Consider the following 15,611-nt stretch of genomic DNA (forward strand, 5'->3'; position numbering starts at 1 on the left):
TGTCGCCAACGGAAAATATTGCATCATAATTTGAGGGTGCCAAAAAATCCGCCATATTTTGTTTAAATAATTTTAAATTTTTGTTTCTTATTTTATTTTCGCATAGGCTAAGCATATCTTCTGATAAGTCAAAGGCATGAACCTTGTAATCCCTTATGATTTTCTCTGTAAGGGCACCTGTTCCACAAGCCATTTCTAAAACTAACACAGGTTCTAGAGACTTTTCCCCTAGAACCTCTTTGATAAATTTATAGATTTTTTCATAGTCTAGATCGTACATGAGCTTGTCGTAAAAATATGCGAAATCTTTGTACATCATTTTCTGCTTTCAATCTCCTTTAAAATTTCTTGTAAAACAATTGTAGAATTTTCGTGAATGACTACATCTGCTTGGCGATCCATTGGCGTTGGATCATTATTTATTATAATCAAGTGGTCAACATAATTTGGCAAGAAATTTACTGGAGAAACTGTAAGGGATGAACCAACAACTATTAGCGTGTCAGTGTTGTCAAGCTCCCTTGCTCCCCTTTCAAAGTCATCGGGCATCATATCGCCAAACATAACTACATTCGGTCTAATTGTACCGCCGCATTCGTCGCATTTAGGTGGTATTTCTCCTTTTTCCACTTTTTCACGCATTACTGCAAAGGGATATTCTTTGCCACATTTCATGCAATGTGTGCCACGAGTTTCGCCGTGAACTTCGTAAATATTTTTTGAGCCAGCCTTTGCGTGAAGGTTGTCTATATTTTGCGTGATAATCCCCGATAAATATCCCAATTTTTCTAATTTTGCAAGAGCTTTATGGCCGCCATTTGGCTCTTGGTCGTTTAAGTCTTCCAAAATTTTGTAACCTTCCTTATAAAAAATTTCTGGATAGTTTAACAATCTGTCCTTTGAAAGTGCAAGGGCTGGATCCATTTTTGAATAAGATCCTGTGGAAGATCTAAAATCAGGGATGCCTGAGTCGGTAGAAATTCCTGCACCAGTTAGTGCAAAAACTTTTTTTGATTTTAAAATTAAATCAGCTGCTTCTTTTATTTTATCCATAATCCTACCTCCTAAAAAACAATGTAGTGATAAATGAAATACAAAATAACAAGGGCAATTATTGGCACAAAGTTAAATAAATCAATGCCTTCCACATCTCTATATCTAATTTTTATTTCTTTGTCCTTATTATTTTCTTCCTTTAAACTTTTTAAAATATACCTAATTAAAATTACTGAAAAAATTGAAATTACAATTAATATAATAATTATTAAAAGCTCAAGAGAACCAATCTCGCGAGATAATTTCGTCTTTCTCAAAAATTCAAAAAGTCTTTCGTTGACATATCTAGCAGTCAAAACTGCAATTACATTATTGACAAAGTGAGCCAATATTGCAGGAATAATTGAGCCTGTAACTTCAATTAAACTTGAAAACAAAAGTCCCAACAAGAAAGGTGCAATAAAATTTTGTATGTCAAAGTGAAATAGTGCAAAAACTAAAGCTGATACAATTATGGCAAACCTCTCGCCATAGACATTATAGGCATTTGTAAGGGTACCTCTGAAGAAAACTTCTTCGCAAATCGCCGGCACAAGACACATAAATATTAAATAATTAAAAATTGGAACATTTTGTAACATTATCTCCATGGGAAAATTTTTGTACTCAATAAAATTTGATAAAAGCGACAAAAAAATTCCATTTAATAGAAGAATGACAGGGTATGCCAAAATTACAAGTAAAATTGTCTTTAAAATGCTTTCAAAAGAAATTTTTTTAATCTTTAAAACTTCTCTAATATCTCCCGTAGAAGAAATTAAAATTGCAGGAAGTAAAATTATAAAAATTTCCGTAATAAATGTTCCCCAAAAGCTAAGTTTTTCCTGAATATTAAAACCAACTGTTAAGAAAATAATTGCCAGCACTAGAGTCAATGTGTTGACGCTCATGACATTTAGATTTTTCTTTTTAAAATTTCTCATTTTTTTCCTTATAAGTATAGATATATGGCACATTTCTATAATAATCGCCATAGTTTAAACCATAACCAACTATAAAAATATCTTCTATTTCAAAACCAACATAGTCAGCACTCACATCTGCTTCTCGTCTTGAAGGCTTATCTAAAAGCACGCAAGTTTTTAAACTCTTTGGATTGTAAGTCAAAAGTTTTTCTTTTACTGCGTAAAGAGTGTTTCCAGTGTCTAAAATATCGTCTACAACTAAAACATTTCTGTTCTCAATATTTGTGCGTAAATCTGTCAAAAACCTCACTTCTCCGCTATAACTTTCACTATGTCCATAACTTGAAGTTGTTAGAAAATCTATTTCAACTAATTTATCAATCTCTCTAACTAAATCTGCCGCAAAAATAAAGCTTCCTCTCAAAAGAGAAATGACTACGAAATCGTCATCGAAGTCGGCACTAATTTTTTTGCCAAGGCTTTTTACTTTTTCTCTTATCTCTTCGCGAGAAAATAATATTTGTCTTTCCATAATTCCTCCACTTACATTATATCAAAAAATGGCAAAAATTCATCTTTAATTGCCATTATCACAATATCTCTGGTATAATTTAAGAGAAGGTGATTTTATGAAAAAAAGTTCTTTTGAACTTGCATTAAATAAATTATTAATTCTATACATAATAGATAACTTCAACCACAAACTAAAGGAAAATGACCTTAGCTATTTTGTATTAGATATTGAACTCTTTAATTACTTTTACTTCAAACAGTATTTAAAGGAATTGGAATCAACGGGCTTAGTCCTCTTTGATGGAGATAAAAAATATTATCTATCTGATGATGGCGTTAAGACTCTAAATATTTTTTACGAGAAAATCCCAAAGGAAAATATAAAGTTTTTAGACGAAAAAATGAAAAAATATCGCCATGAATTGCTACTTCAAAATTCAATAACATCAGAAATTTATGAAGAAAATGGCACAAGTTATGCCCATCTAAATATCAAAGACGATGAAATTGATGTCTTAGATTTAAAAATTGAAGTAGCCGATTTATTAATGGCAAAAAAAATATCTGCAAACTTTAAAAAGAATGCAGAAAATATTTATTCTGAAATATTAAAATTATTGACAGAAGATAAGAATTAGAACCGCAATGTTCTTTTTAGGCTCTATAATATCTATTGTATATTAAATCTCCAACAAATATTTCTATAAAAAAGACTGCCTCATTGAGCCAGTCTTTAGGAGTTATTAAAGTTTATTATTTTATTTATTTTCTATTCTATCTTTTTTTAAAATTACTTTGAATTGAGTTCCAATTCCAAGTTTTGAACTTATCTCTAGCTTTCCGTCAATGGATTGCAAAACATGCTTTACTATGGAAAGTCCAAGACCTGTCCCGCCAATTTTTCTAGACCTTGATTTATCTACGCGATAAAATCTTTCAAAAATTCTTGCTAGATCCTTTGATGGGATGCCTATGCCTGTGTCTGTAATAAAAATTTCTTGATTTTTTTCATCCTCAGTGATTTTTATGTCAAGCTTTCCGCCATCTTTATTGTATTTTAGCCCATTATTTATAATGTTTGCAAAGAGTTCCCACATCATAGTTTTGTTTTCAAATACAAGCCCATCGCCTTCTAAAGTAACTGTAATATTTTTCTCGTCAATTAAATTTCTTTGAGCTCTTAAAATGTCACTTATAAGATTCTTCAATTTTATCTCTTCACGAGAGAAAGATTCTGCGGTTTCAATCCCAGAAATTTTCATAATGTCTTCGATTAAATTTAAAAGTCTTTTTGAATCGTCATAAATTAATTTGTAAAACTCTTCCTTGTTGTCGTCGTCTACCATTCCATTCACTAAAAGTTCTGAAAAGCCACATATTGATGTAAGTGGTGTCTTCAGCTCATGACTTACATTAGATGAAAATTCTTCTCTTAATCTTAATGCTCTAATCTCTTCAGTTTCATCGATAAATAAAATTACCACGCCTCTAACTTTTTTGTCTTCAAATACTGGATTGACATAAAATTTAAATTCCCTATCTCCAATATTAGTAACAGATTCTACACTAGAACCCTTTAAGGCGTCGTCAATTAATTTTAATAGATCATCATCTCTTATTAAATTTAAAATATTTTCTCCAATGAGTTTTCTTTTTGAATTAAAAAGTTCCCTCGCAGAATTGTTTACAGAGAGCAAGTTTTTATTTTCATCGATTATAATAAGCGACTCTTTCATATTTTTCAAAATGGTTTCAATGGTGTCCCTTTCTCGACTAATCTCCTTGAAATTCTCCTTTATAGTCTTGTTTTGCTTATTAATTTTTTGAATAAAGGGACTTATCTCTGGAAATTTATTTGTGTCAATTGTAAGTAAATCCTCATTTAAATTATTTAAAGGTTCAAAGGTTTTTTTCGTAAGTCTACCTGAAACTACTATTGCAACCCCAAATACAAGAAGCGACATTAAAATATCTATGGGAAGAACTTTTGTAAAGGTGCCAAGGAGGTTTTCCATCTCTCTTGACACTCTTAAAATACTTCCGTCTTCAAGTTTTAAGCTTACATAATAAACATCCTTGGAAAGAGTCGTTGAAAATCTTTCAATTTGTGCAAAGCCATCTTTTTGTGCCTTGATAACTTCTGGTCTATCCTTGTGCGTAGGAAGAAACTTTGCATCTTCAGCTGAATCGTAAACTACATTTCCATCATCTTTTATTAAAGTAATTCTAAAATCTCTTTTCTTTTTCGCCACGTCAACTAGATAATTTTCGTCATCATCAATTTTATTTAAAGTTTCGCCCATGGTGATGACTATATTTGAAAGGTCTTTGTTTGATCTATCTACATAGACAGAATAATAGATAAACATTGAAGTAATAGTTGAGAGAAAAAGCGTAAGAAGCGATATTCCAAGTAAATATCTAAAAAATCTATTTTTCATGTCAATCCTTCGTTGAAAGCATATAGCCCACGCCTCTAATTGTCTTTATATAATTTCTTTTTTCCTGTAATTTATCGCGGAGAAGTTTTATGTGCATATCCACAGTTCTTGTTTCGCCTTCATAATCGTAACCCCAGATATAAGTTAGAAGTTTTTCACGAGAGATGACTATTTCCTTATTTAAAATCAAGTATTTTAAAAGTTCATATTCTTTAAAAGTAAAATCCACTTGCTCGCCGTCAATTGTAACAGTTCTCTTTAAATTATTCATGACAATGCCGTTAAATTCTAAAATATTTTTATCTTTTTCAGAAGTGCCTACACGTCTAGCTATGGCACCAACTCTTGATAAAAGTTCCATTACAGAAAAAGGCTTTTTAATATAATCGTCAGCACCACCATCTAGTGCTGAAATAATATCGTACTCAGAAGTCTTTGCTGTAATCATCATTACCCAAATATTTTTAGTGTCGTCTTTTTCCTTTAGCTTAGTTAAAATTTCTGTTCCATCAATATCTGGAAGCATTATGTCAAGAAGCACAATATCCGGTTTTTTTTCACTAAGCTTTTCAAAAAAATCATTGCCATTTTCAAAGCAGTAGACATCGTAACCCTTGCTTCTCAATGAATATTCAATTAATTTTAAAATCGATGTATCATCTTCTACTACATAAATTAACATTAAATCATCCTTTTATAGAAAATATTACCCACTTAGCAATATTTACAGCGTGATCTGATATTCTCTCTAGGTATTTTGCAATCATTATAATATCAATTGCAGCTGCGGGATCAAAATCTGATTTAATTATATCAATTAATTCATCTCTTATCATCACAAAATAATTATCTACAACATCATCTTCGTCGTCAATTTTATTTGCAGAATCAATATCCATGTTTACAAAGGAATCTATGGACTTATTTAAAAGTGTAATAGTCGCTTCTGCCATTTGTTTTACTAGAGGAAATTTGTTTAAAGCATAGTCATCGGGTAACATCATACAAATTTCTGCGATGTCCCTAGCATTATCGCCAATTCTTTCCATGTCGGTAATCATTTTTAAGGCAGAAGATACTCTTCTAAGATCACTTGCTGCTGGTTGTTGTTCAACGAAAATTTTTAAACATTGTTTTTGAATAATGCCTTCATAGACATCAGTTCTTTCTTCATAATTTGAAACTTCTTCTGCAATAGCTTCGTCTTTTTTATCTAATAATGAAATTGATTTTTTAATTGCAGTTTCATTTAGCATTGCCATTTCTAGAAGTAAATTATTTAAATGTCTTAACTCTTCATCAAATTTCTTTCTCATTAGCCGAACCTTCCTGTTACATATAATTCTGTTTTTTCTTCCCTTGGATTTGTAAATATGTCAATTGTGTTTCCATATTCAACAATTATTCCGTGAAGGAAAAATGCTGTCTTGTCAGAAATTCTTGAAGCTTGTTGCATATTGTGAGTAACCATAACTATTGTGTACTGCTCCTTTAATTCTTGTGCTAAATCTTCAATTTTTCCTGTAGAAATTGGGTCAAGAGCAGATGTTGGTTCGTCCATTAAAATTACTTCAGGATTTACTGCTATTGCTCTTGCAATGCAAAGTCTTTGTTGTTGCCCTCCGGAAATTGAAAGTGCAGACTTTTTTAAATCATCCTTTACTTCATCCCAAATTGCTGCTTGTTTAAGCGATGACTCCACAATTTCATCTAACTCAGCTTTATTTTTTATGCCATGAGTCTTTGGACCATAGGCGATATTTTCGTAAATGCTCATTGGAAAGGGGTTTGGCTGTTGAAATACCATTCCCACCCTTTTTCTAAGTTTGTTTACATCGTAATTCTTGGCGTAAATATCTTCGCCATCTAAAGTTATATCTCCGTCTATTCTACAACCTACTACTAGGTCATTCATTCTATTTAAACATTTTAATAGTGTTGACTTACCACAGCCAGAAGGTCCAATAAATGATAAAATTTCATTTTCCCTTATTTCTAAATTTATATTGTGAAGTGCTTTAAAATCTCCATAATATAAATCGAGATCCTTGACATTCATCTTTGATTGCATTATTCTACCTCCTTTAGTTTTTCTGCAAGCTTAGTAGAAGACCAGTTGATTAAAAGAACAAGTAACAAAAGCACCATTCCCGTTGCATAAGCTTCCCCAACATGTTTACCTTCAGATGAAAGCACATACATGTGTAAAGCTAATGTCCTTGAAGATGATTTAAGTGATGTTGGAAGTGATGTTGCTGTACCTAGTGTATACATAAGTGCAGCTGTTTCACCAACTACACGTCCAATAGATAAAATTATTCCAGATAAAATTCCTGGGATAGCAACTGGTAGTACAACTTTAAAAATTGTTCTAAGTTTACCTGCTCCAAGTGCAAAAGAACCTTGTCTAATTGACGGGTGAACTGATTTTAGTGCTTCTTCTGTGGCTCTCATTATAATTGGAAGAATCATAATAGATACTGTCAATACACCAGAAATTACTGAAAAGCCCATCTTTAACTTTAGACCAAAGAATAGCATACCAAATAACCCATATACAATTGACGGAATACCTGCTAGAGTTTCTGTTGCAAGTCTAATTGCCTTAACAAGTTTGTTTTCAACATCTGTGTATTCAACTAAAAATATTGCAGTAAAAATTCCAATTGGTGATGCAAATAATATTGCAAGGACAACTGTAAGAAGTGTTGTGATAATCGCAGGTCCCATGGATACATTTTCTGAAGTATAATTTAGCGAAAGCATATCTGGTCTAAAGGAAAGTGCTCCTTTAAAAACTACAAATGCAACGATAAAAACTAAAATTGCAAAAGTCATTCCTGAGAAAAGTCTAGTAGTTATCCTATAAAAAGATAATCCCTTTATGAAATGAAGTCCAAAAACTAGAGCGACAAAAAATAATAATATGCCTACTGTAATATATTTAACCATTGTTTTCGCTCCTACTCTTTACTATAAAAAATCCAATATTGATAATCAAAATAAAAATAAAAAGTACAGCTGCAGTTGCGATAAGAGCTTGTCTGTGTTCTCCAGCTGCATAAGCCATTTCAAGCACTATGTTAGTCGTCATAGTTCTAATTCCCTTTAGAGGATTTAAGGTCAATCTAGTTTGATTTCCTGCAACTAATATTACTGCCATTGTTTCGCCAATTGCACGACCAACCCCTAAAATTATTCCAGCAAAAATACCAGATTTTGCAGCAGGTATCATTACTCTTGTAATAGTTTCATCGTGAGTTGCACCAAGAGAAAGTGAGCCCTGATAAAAAGATTGTGGAACAGTTCTTAGAGATGCTTCTGCCATAGATATTATTGTTGGCAAAACCATAATTAGAAGCAATATTGATGCAGATAACATATTCATGCCTGTACCACCAAAAAGCGATCTATTAATTGGCACTATAACTGTTAAGGCAAAAAAACCATATACAATTGAAGGTATACCTGTCATTAAGTTTAGTGCAGGCTTTAAAATTCTATAAATATTTTTTGGACAATCAAATGCCAAATAACAAGCTACCATAATTGAAACTGGAACTGCTGCAATACATGATAAAGCAGTGATCATTATAGAACCAATTATCATAGGTAGAATTCCATAACTTGCTGGCACATTCATTGGTGCCCAACTGTCATTAAGGATAAATTTTCCTACTCCAATTTTTCCAATAAAACCAAGAGAGTCTTTGAAGATAAATATACATATCAATAACAAAAAGAAAATTGACAATACAGAACAAACTAGGAAGAAGTATTTAAATACCTCTTCCTTAGTGAATGCTTTTCTTTGGTTTTCTTTATGGAGTACTTTTTTATTAGTATCTTCCATTCTATTCATTCCTTGTACCTAATTATTTAGCTGCTTCAGCCCATTCCGTTAATTGACCAGTAAAGATTTTTTGAAGTTGATCCACTGTTAGATTTTCGCAACTATTTTCCTTATTAACAATTACTGCAATACCATCTCTTGCGATTACTGTAAATTCAAGAGCCTTCTTTTCTTCATCTTTAAGTTCTCTAGAAGCCATTCCAAGTTGTGCTGTACCTTCCATTGCTGCAGTCATACCAGCAGAAGAACCATTAGACTGAATGTCAATTTGAACCTTAGGGTTTTTAGCTTTATAAGCTTCAGCAAGTTTTTCCATTAGAGGAGAAACTGAAGTAGAACCAGCAATTGTAATATGTGCATCATTGTCAATTGCTTCGTATTTAGCGCCTTTTGCATCTCCAACATAACCTTCTTCTTCACAAATCTTTTGTCCCTCATCTGACATAATGAATGTGATTAAGTCTTTATCTTTTGCATCTACGTCAGCTTTGTAAGCAACATTAAATGGTCTAGAAAGTTTATAACTTCCAGATTTTATATTTTCAGGAGTAGCTTCAACACCTTCAACTTTAACTGCCTTAACAGTATCATTTAAAGAACCAAGAGAAATATAGCCAATAGATGCCTTATCATTTTGTACAGTTGTAAGAACTGCATCAGTAGAAGATTGAACTGCTGCTTCAGCATAAGTGTTGTCAACTTCTTTGTCGCCATCTTTAACAAGAACACCAGTTAATTCTGTAAAAGCAGATCTAGTACCTGAACCTTGCTCTCTTGAAATTACATTAATAGTTCCAAGATCAGCCGCATTAGATCCCTCTTCTTCTTGTTTAGCATTTTCTTTAGGAGTATTAGCTGCTTCTTCCTTCTTGTTTCCCCCACAAGCAACTAAAGACGCTGCCAATGCAAGAATCATTCCAACCTTGCCAATTTTTTTAATTTCCATTATTATCTTCCTTTCAAATATAATTTTTACTTTCGTTGCCATTATAGAAAAATATTGTAAATTTGAAAGATTGCTATTGTAAATTTTGTGTAAAATCTTTTACAAGCTGTGAAATATTAGTGAAACTATGTAAAGTTTAGATATAGATCGCCATTGTTGCTTAAAGATGAAATAAAAAGGAGCCAGATAACTGACTCCAAATTTTATCCTCTTACTCTTTTATTTTCTTTGTCGTAGAAAATCCTGTCGCATAATTTTGCTTTTATATCGCCATCTTTAGTTTTAATTTCAACTTCTTTACCTTCTATTGCACATTCTTTTTCAATTAAGCAGTAGCCAATGAACTTTTCAACTGTGTAGCCATAGGTAAATTTTGTAACTTTTCCAATTTCTCGACCATCTAGTATAACTGCATCCCCTGCCTCAACTTCGCCTTCCTCAAAAAGTTCAAAGCCTAACAAATCCCTTTTTACATTATCTTTTTCTTTAAGAAGTGCATCTTTTCCAATAAAGTCACTGTCCCAATGAACTGTCCAGTCATACCCAACTTCAAGTGGATTTGTACCTTCAAGGTCGCTCATTAGTACATATCCCTTTTCTCCTGGCAAACTTCCAATAATTACATCCGTTGTAATATTAATAAGCCCAAACTCTTTGCCACATTCTTTAATTTTTTCTTCTAGCTTTTCTTTCTTGCCACTTTCAACATAAAGTTCGTATCCCAGTTCACCAGTAAAACCTGCCCTTGCAACCATAATGTCTAAGTCGCCAACAGAATTATCTTCGATAGTAAAGAATTTTAAATTAGAAATGTCTTCATCAACAATTTTATTTACAAGATCTCTTGACTTTGGTCCTTGAATAGCAAACATTGTAACTCTTGAAGTAATATCCTTGTAATCAAAGTCGCACCCATCTTTAAATTTGTCGAACCATTTAATCATCTTGTCAATATAAAGAGTCGAAATCAAATATTTGTCTTCTTCCAATCTAAAAACTATTACATCGTCAATGATTTTCCCTTCTTCATTTAGCATTGTAGTATAAAGTGCGTGTCCTTTTTTCATATTTTTTATGTCGTTTACAAAAACTTTGTCTAAAAAAGTTGCTGCATCTTTACCCTTGACATCTAAAATTTGGTGAGTGAAATCATAATAACCAACACCACATCTTACGGCTTCATGTTCTTTTCTTTTTAGTTCATTACCTTTCATAATATCATTCCTTTAACACTTTATAACAATAGTCTTCATCCCTAATATACCCTCAAAATTTTTTTAAAAACAAAAACCGAAGTCTTTAAACTTCGGTTTCTTTATTCGTTTGATTTTAATGCATCTATTGCATTTATCTTTTTTATTCTAAAATGGAATATTATCATTATAACTGTGTTTACAGATACTGTTATTATTCCCGCCAGTATAAAGGGTTTTGCAGTCAATTTTTCTGGCAGCATTGCCATAAAAGGCACAACTATTTGTAACACAGAGTAGTGTAAAATTTTACCAACCACAAGCCCTATTAATATTCCAATTATTGCAAGGATATAAGTTTCCTTGTAAATATATGCTGTTGTCTCTTTTGGATAAAATCCTAAAACTTTTATAGTTGAAACTTCTCTTATTCTCTCTTCGATGTTTATATTTGTTAGATTATAGAGAACTACTACTTCCAAAATTGTAGTTACAATTAATATTATTAATTCAACTTTTGTTATTGAATATAAAAATTGGTTTAATATATCCTTCATGTCGTCAACATCTGTGATGTTAAAAACAGATTTATTTTCTATTGTAGTTTTTGTAAATTTATCTTTATCAAAATTTTTTGGCAACTTTATTAAATCTGTATTTGGAACAAATTCTGACCCTGTTACCTTTTCAAAATAATCTTTGTTCATGTATACATTATGTCCAATGTAGAATTCTGTGATGCCTGAAACTTCTACTTCAAATTCATTTCCATATACATCACGAAGCTTTAAAGGATCTCCAACTTTTATCTTTTTAAGTTTAGAAAGTTTTTCTGTGATTATTGCACCTCTCTTTGAAAGATCAAGTTCTTCTCCACTGTCTTTATCCCTTAGAGATATATAGTCTTTAAACTTTTCATTATCACTTGGCACAATTACATTTACATTTTGGTCTATCTCATCATAATCCATGGTGAATAATTCTTCATAAGTCTTTGTGTAAGCTAAATTTTTATCTTCGATACTCTTTCTATAATTTTTATAGGATTCTTCGTCAAATTTGCTGTCGTATAAAACCGAGATATCGTATTTTAAAATGTCTTTAAACTGTAATTTTTCTACATTTTTAACAGATTCTGAAAGTCCAAAGCCAAGTACAAGTAATGCTGCACAACCCATGACGCCGACTACTGTCATAAACATTCTCTTTTTCGACAAAAATAAATTTCTTGCAGTTACTTTTGATAAGAAACTCAAATTGTTCCAAATAAAGGGAATTCTTTCTATTAAAATTCTATTTCCCTTTGAAGGTGCTTTGCTTCTTAGAAGATAAGCTGTTTTTTCCTCTAAATTTTTATTAACTGTAATTACTGCCGCAACAGTTGTAAATAAAAATCCAATAGCAATGGCAAATATTATTTTTAGTGGAAATACATTTATTATCAAATGGTTCTCAAAAATTGTCTTTGTGGAGTAAGCATTTCCAATAATATAAGTTAAAATATAAGATCCACTTATAGCACCTAAGGTTCCGCCAATTATTGATGCAAGTGATCCATACAAGAAAAATTTTCGCCCAATTTCTCTATTTGCGTAACCCAATGCCTTGTATGCTCCAATTACAACTCGATTTTCGTCCACCATTCTAGTCATTGTTGTAAAACAAACTAATAGCGCTATTGCAAAGAAAAATATTGGAAAGATAAAGGAAAGCCCGTCAACTCTTTTTGCATAGTCTATATAAGTGTTGATGTCGCCAGACAAATGTCTAGGTGTGATTCTGTATCTAGGTTGCTTTATTAGGCTCAAATATTTTCTTCCATCGGCAATTTTTCCCCTTGCATCAGAAATTTTCCCTTCTGCTTCTTTGGATTTATCATTGTATTCACTTTCGCCCTTTTTCAAGTCTTTCTCTGCTTTATAGAGTTTTCCCTTGGCATCATCTAATTTATTTTTTCCGCTTTTTAGCTCCTTATCTAGCCTTTCTTCTCCTCTTTTTAATTCATCAGTGCCAGATAAATATTTTTCTTTTGCTCTTGAAAGTTTTTCTCTGCCTTCAAGATATTCACTCTCTTTTTCATTGAGTTCTCTTTTTCCTCTTTCGTAGTCAGCATTGCCTTTATTTAATTTTTCCTCGGACTCATCTAATTTATTTTTTGCTTTTGCTAATTCAAGTTTTGCGTCCTGTAATTTCTTTTTATTTTTTTCTATTTCCTCTTTATTTTTCGCAAATTCTTCTTCGCCCTTTTCTGCTTCAGCAATTCCTTCTTCAAGTTGTTTTTTACCTTCTTCAATTTGTTTCTTGCTGGCATCTAAGGTTGCTCTCGCCGATACTAATTTTTTTTCGTTTTCGTCAATTTGCTGAATTCCTGCTTTACCTTCTTTTACTTTAGCTTTTAAATCATTTAAATTTCCAGAAATTCCACCTGGAACTTTTTTATTTATTTCTTCAAGTGCATTATCTATTTCTTTCTTAGAATTGTTTAAAAATTCTAATTTTTTACTTAAATCATCTTTATTTTTTTGAAGTCTATTCTTTTGCGCATTTAATCCTGCAAATTCAGCACTAAGTTTTGCCTTTTCATCTTCTGACAAATTCGGATCTTGAAGTTTTAAGTTTATATTAGCAATTTCGTCATCAATTTTTGAAATTCCTGCATCTACTTGGTTAATTTGTTCCTTTGTGCTTGCTATTTCATCTTCGATTGTAGGAAGTTTGCTTAAAATTTCTTCTGCACTATCTAAAATTTTATCAATGGCATAAATCTTTTCAACGGCATCTTCATAAGAACTTGCACCCATTTCTTTTACAAGCTTTGCCTTTCCAGCGTCAAGTTGTAATTTTCCGCTGTCGTATTCTTTTTCGCCATCTTCATATTTTTTTATACCTTCAGAGAGCTTAGCTTTTGATTCTTCAATTTTTTGCCAACCATCATCTAACTTTTTTCTGCCTTCAATAAGTTGATCTTCACCTTGCTTTAAAGCCTTTTCTGAAGCTTCTGCTTCGCCAAGTCCCTTTTGGTATTTTTCCTTACCTTCTACAAGTTCTTTTTGTCCAGAATTTAACTCACTTTTTGCGTCATTAAGTTTTTTCTTTCCTTCACTTAACTTTTCATAACCGTCAATAAGTTTTCTCTCTCCATCATCAATTTCCACAGATGCTTTATATAATTTATTTCTATTTTTTGAAATTTCAGACTCTGCGTCAGTTTTTTCTTTATTGTACTTGTCAAGACCTTCCTTATAATCCTCTTTCCCTTTGTTGAGATCACTACGACCCTTTACAAGTTTATCCTTTGCATCAGTTAGCTTTTCCTCTGTATCTGAAATTTTATCTTCAGCATCATTTATCTTTCCAGAAATTTCATTTTGAATAGAAAGAAATCTCTCTTTAGGTCTGTTTTTAAGATCAATTTTTATTTCCCGAGTCTTTTTGTCCATGTATTCCACATAATCTTTGTCGGAAGTCATTAGACCTTCTGTCCCCAAAAATTTTAATTTTGCAAGGGTTGGTTCACCTGAGAAATTTCCGTCATCAATATAGGCAAAATAGGAAATTTTTCCATATCCTCTTTCAGAATAAGTCCCTTTTTCATCTTGAATGAAATCCAATGAATTTGCAAAACCAACAATCTTGTAGCTAAGCCTCTTTAAATCATTATCTTTATCATCATCATTATCTTCTTGGAAAGAAATAATGTCACCAATCTTTTTACCTTCCCTTTTCATTCTCAAATCGAGGACAATTTCGTCAGGATTTTTTATGTTTCTTCCCTCAACAATTTCAGGTTTAGAAATTTCATAGGGCATATTTAAAACTTTGATGACAATAGAGTCCCCCTCCAAAAAAACATCTTTATCGTAGCCATATTCAAGTTCTGAAATGTCATCTTCTCCTTCAATAATTTCTCTATCTTTGTATTCAAGACCTATGGGTACAGAAATTTTTATGTCCTCTTGATTTAATTTTTTTATCTTGTCATCAATTGTGTTTCGCATAACTTTTCCCGTAGAAATTAGTCCAATTAATACAAAAACACCTAAAAAGACAATTATTAAAATTGAAATAAATCTTGGAAGAGAATTTTTTATCTCTCTAAAATTATCTTTATCGCGAGCTTTCACGCTGCACCTACCATTCTATTTCCATAATATCTTTAGGATTTTCATTGATGAAAACATCTTTCACCTTTGCATCAGCAATTTCAATTAATCTATCGGCACTATTTTTTATCGCAGAATTGTGAGTAATTAAAACCACTGTTGTATCTGTTGTCCTAGTTAAATCTTGCAATAATTTTAAAATTTGCTTGCCTGTATTATAGTCAAGAGCACCTGTCGGCTCATCACAAAGAAGTAATTTAGGGTTTTTTGCAATTGCCCTTGCGATTGAAACTCTTTGTTGTTCGCCACCAGATAATTGCGATGGAAAATTATCCATTCTTTCGCCAAGACCCACAGATTTTAAAACCTCAACAGGATCTTTTGCGTGCTTTACAATTTGTGTCGCAAGCTCAACATTTTCCAGTGCAGTAAGATTTGGAATGAGATTATAAAATTGAAAAACAAAACCCATATCGTATCTTCTATAAGTTGTAAGTTCTCTTTCGTTGTAATTTGCAATATTTTTGCCATCAACTAAAAGTTCACCGCTTGAAGCAGTGTCCATTCCACCTAAAATATTTAAAAAAGTTGATTTTCCAGC

15 protein-coding genes are annotated in these 15,611 nt (G+C 31.9%); 1 reads left to right on the forward strand and 14 read right to left on the reverse strand.

Features of this window, described 5'->3' with window-relative positions; genetic code table 11:
* The 4 genes from MR285_RS04830 to hpt form a co-directional block, all read right to left on the reverse strand.
* Window positions 1–319, reverse strand: a 319-nt coding sequence (locus tag MR285_RS04830; RefSeq protein WP_293558572.1) for a class I SAM-dependent methyltransferase, incomplete at its 3' end; no start/stop codon positions are given.
* Complete coding sequence (locus MR285_RS04835) at window positions 316–1,053, reverse strand: Sir2 family NAD-dependent protein deacetylase (protein WP_293558574.1); 738 nt, start codon at window positions 1,051–1,053, stop codon at window positions 316–318. The genes MR285_RS04835 and MR285_RS04830, both read right to left, overlap by 4 nt.
* 11 nt (window positions 1,054–1,064) lie before the next feature.
* On the reverse strand, window positions 1,065–1,979 hold the full coding sequence (locus MR285_RS04840; protein ID WP_293558576.1) for a type II CAAX endopeptidase family protein: 915 nt from the start codon (window positions 1,977–1,979) through the stop codon (window positions 1,065–1,067).
* Window positions 1,966–2,493 (reverse strand): hypoxanthine phosphoribosyltransferase, encoded by a 528-nt coding sequence (gene hpt / locus MR285_RS04845; protein WP_293558578.1) that lies wholly within the window; start codon window positions 2,491–2,493, stop codon window positions 1,966–1,968. Before hpt ends, MR285_RS04840 begins: the two co-directional genes overlap by 14 nt.
* Before the next feature lie 97 nt (window positions 2,494–2,590).
* Here hpt and MR285_RS04850 point away from each other — a divergent pair, with 97 nt between their 5' ends.
* The gene (locus MR285_RS04850) at window positions 2,591–3,112 is read left to right on the forward strand and encodes a DUF4364 family protein (protein ID WP_293558580.1); all 522 of its coding nucleotides are present in this window, start codon (window positions 2,591–2,593) and stop codon (window positions 3,110–3,112) included.
* 120 nt (window positions 3,113–3,232) lie between these two features.
* On the opposite strand, the gene MR285_RS04855 is transcribed toward MR285_RS04850, so the two are convergent.
* The 10 genes from MR285_RS04855 to MR285_RS04900 all read right to left on the reverse strand — a co-directional run.
* A complete protein-coding gene (locus MR285_RS04855; protein ID WP_293558582.1) occupies window positions 3,233–4,915 on the reverse strand; it encodes an ATP-binding protein in 1,683 nt (560 codons plus the stop codon).
* Window position 4,916: 1 nt separating this feature from the next.
* Window positions 4,917–5,597, reverse strand: a complete 681-nt coding sequence (locus MR285_RS04860; protein WP_293558584.1) for a response regulator transcription factor — start codon at window positions 5,595–5,597, stop codon at window positions 4,917–4,919.
* Window positions 5,598–5,601: 4 nt separating this feature from the next.
* The gene (gene phoU, locus MR285_RS04865) at window positions 5,602–6,231 is read right to left on the reverse strand and encodes a phosphate signaling complex protein PhoU (RefSeq protein WP_293558586.1); all 630 of its coding nucleotides are present in this window, start codon (window positions 6,229–6,231) and stop codon (window positions 5,602–5,604) included.
* A complete protein-coding gene (gene pstB, locus MR285_RS04870; protein ID WP_293558588.1) occupies window positions 6,231–6,986 on the reverse strand; it encodes a phosphate ABC transporter ATP-binding protein PstB in 756 nt (251 codons plus the stop codon). Before pstB ends, phoU begins: the two co-directional genes overlap by 1 nt.
* Entirely contained in the window at window positions 6,986–7,867 is an 882-nt protein-coding gene (gene pstA, locus MR285_RS04875) for a phosphate ABC transporter permease PstA (protein ID WP_293558590.1), read from the reverse strand. The genes pstB and pstA overlap by 1 nt, the downstream gene beginning before the upstream one ends.
* Window positions 7,860–8,777, reverse strand: a complete 918-nt coding sequence (gene pstC / locus MR285_RS04880) for a phosphate ABC transporter permease subunit PstC (RefSeq protein WP_293558592.1) — start codon at window positions 8,775–8,777, stop codon at window positions 7,860–7,862. The genes pstA and pstC overlap by 8 nt, the downstream gene beginning before the upstream one ends.
* A gap of 13 nt (window positions 8,778–8,790) precedes the next feature.
* Complete coding sequence (locus tag MR285_RS04885) at window positions 8,791–9,714, reverse strand: substrate-binding domain-containing protein (protein WP_293558594.1); 924 nt, start codon at window positions 9,712–9,714, stop codon at window positions 8,791–8,793.
* 203 nt (window positions 9,715–9,917) lie between these two features.
* On the reverse strand, window positions 9,918–10,928 hold the full coding sequence (locus MR285_RS04890) for an aminomethyltransferase family protein (protein ID WP_293558596.1): 1,011 nt from the start codon (window positions 10,926–10,928) through the stop codon (window positions 9,918–9,920).
* Window positions 10,929–11,029: 101 nt separating this feature from the next.
* Window positions 11,030–15,031, reverse strand: a complete 4,002-nt coding sequence (locus tag MR285_RS04895) for an FtsX-like permease family protein (protein ID WP_293558598.1) — start codon at window positions 15,029–15,031, stop codon at window positions 11,030–11,032.
* Between the two features lie 7 nt (window positions 15,032–15,038).
* Window positions 15,039–15,611 (reverse strand): ABC transporter ATP-binding protein (locus MR285_RS04900; RefSeq protein ID WP_293558600.1); only part of this gene is annotated, 573 nt, incomplete at its 5' end.

Origin of the sequence: Peptoniphilus sp. (genome assembly GCF_022767005.1) — a bacterium.
GTDB lineage: Bacteria > Bacillota > Clostridia > Tissierellales > Peptoniphilaceae > Peptoniphilus_A.

Excerpts from the sequence above, each read along its gene's own strand:
- phoU (WP_293558586.1), bottom strand. The coding sequence starts at position 6,231 with ATGAGAAAGAAATTTGATGAAGAGTTAAGACATTTAAATAATTTACTT.
- MR285_RS04890 (WP_293558596.1), bottom strand. The coding sequence starts at position 10,928 with ATGAAAGGTAATGAACTAAAAAGAAAAGAACATGAAGCCGTAAGATGT.
- MR285_RS04850 (WP_293558580.1), top strand. The coding sequence starts at position 2,591 with ATGAAAAAAAGTTCTTTTGAACTTGCATTAAATAAATTATTAATTCTA.
- pstA (WP_293558590.1), bottom strand. The coding sequence starts at position 7,867 with ATGGTTAAATATATTACAGTAGGCATATTATTATTTTTTGTCGCTCTA.
- MR285_RS04885 (WP_293558594.1), bottom strand. The coding sequence starts at position 9,714 with ATGGAAATTAAAAAAATTGGCAAGGTTGGAATGATTCTTGCATTGGCA.
- MR285_RS04835 (WP_293558574.1), bottom strand. The coding sequence starts at position 1,053 with ATGGATAAAATAAAAGAAGCAGCTGATTTAATTTTAAAATCAAAAAAA.
- hpt (WP_293558578.1), bottom strand. The coding sequence starts at position 2,493 with ATGGAAAGACAAATATTATTTTCTCGCGAAGAGATAAGAGAAAAAGTA.
- MR285_RS04840 (WP_293558576.1), bottom strand. The coding sequence starts at position 1,979 with ATGAGAAATTTTAAAAAGAAAAATCTAAATGTCATGAGCGTCAACACA.
- MR285_RS04860 (WP_293558584.1), bottom strand. The coding sequence starts at position 5,597 with ATGTTAATTTATGTAGTAGAAGATGATACATCGATTTTAAAATTAATT.
- pstB (WP_293558588.1), bottom strand. The coding sequence starts at position 6,986 with ATGCAATCAAAGATGAATGTCAAGGATCTCGATTTATATTATGGAGAT.
- MR285_RS04855 (WP_293558582.1), bottom strand. The coding sequence starts at position 4,915 with ATGAAAAATAGATTTTTTAGATATTTACTTGGAATATCGCTTCTTACG.
- pstC (WP_293558592.1), bottom strand. The coding sequence starts at position 8,777 with ATGAATAGAATGGAAGATACTAATAAAAAAGTACTCCATAAAGAAAAC.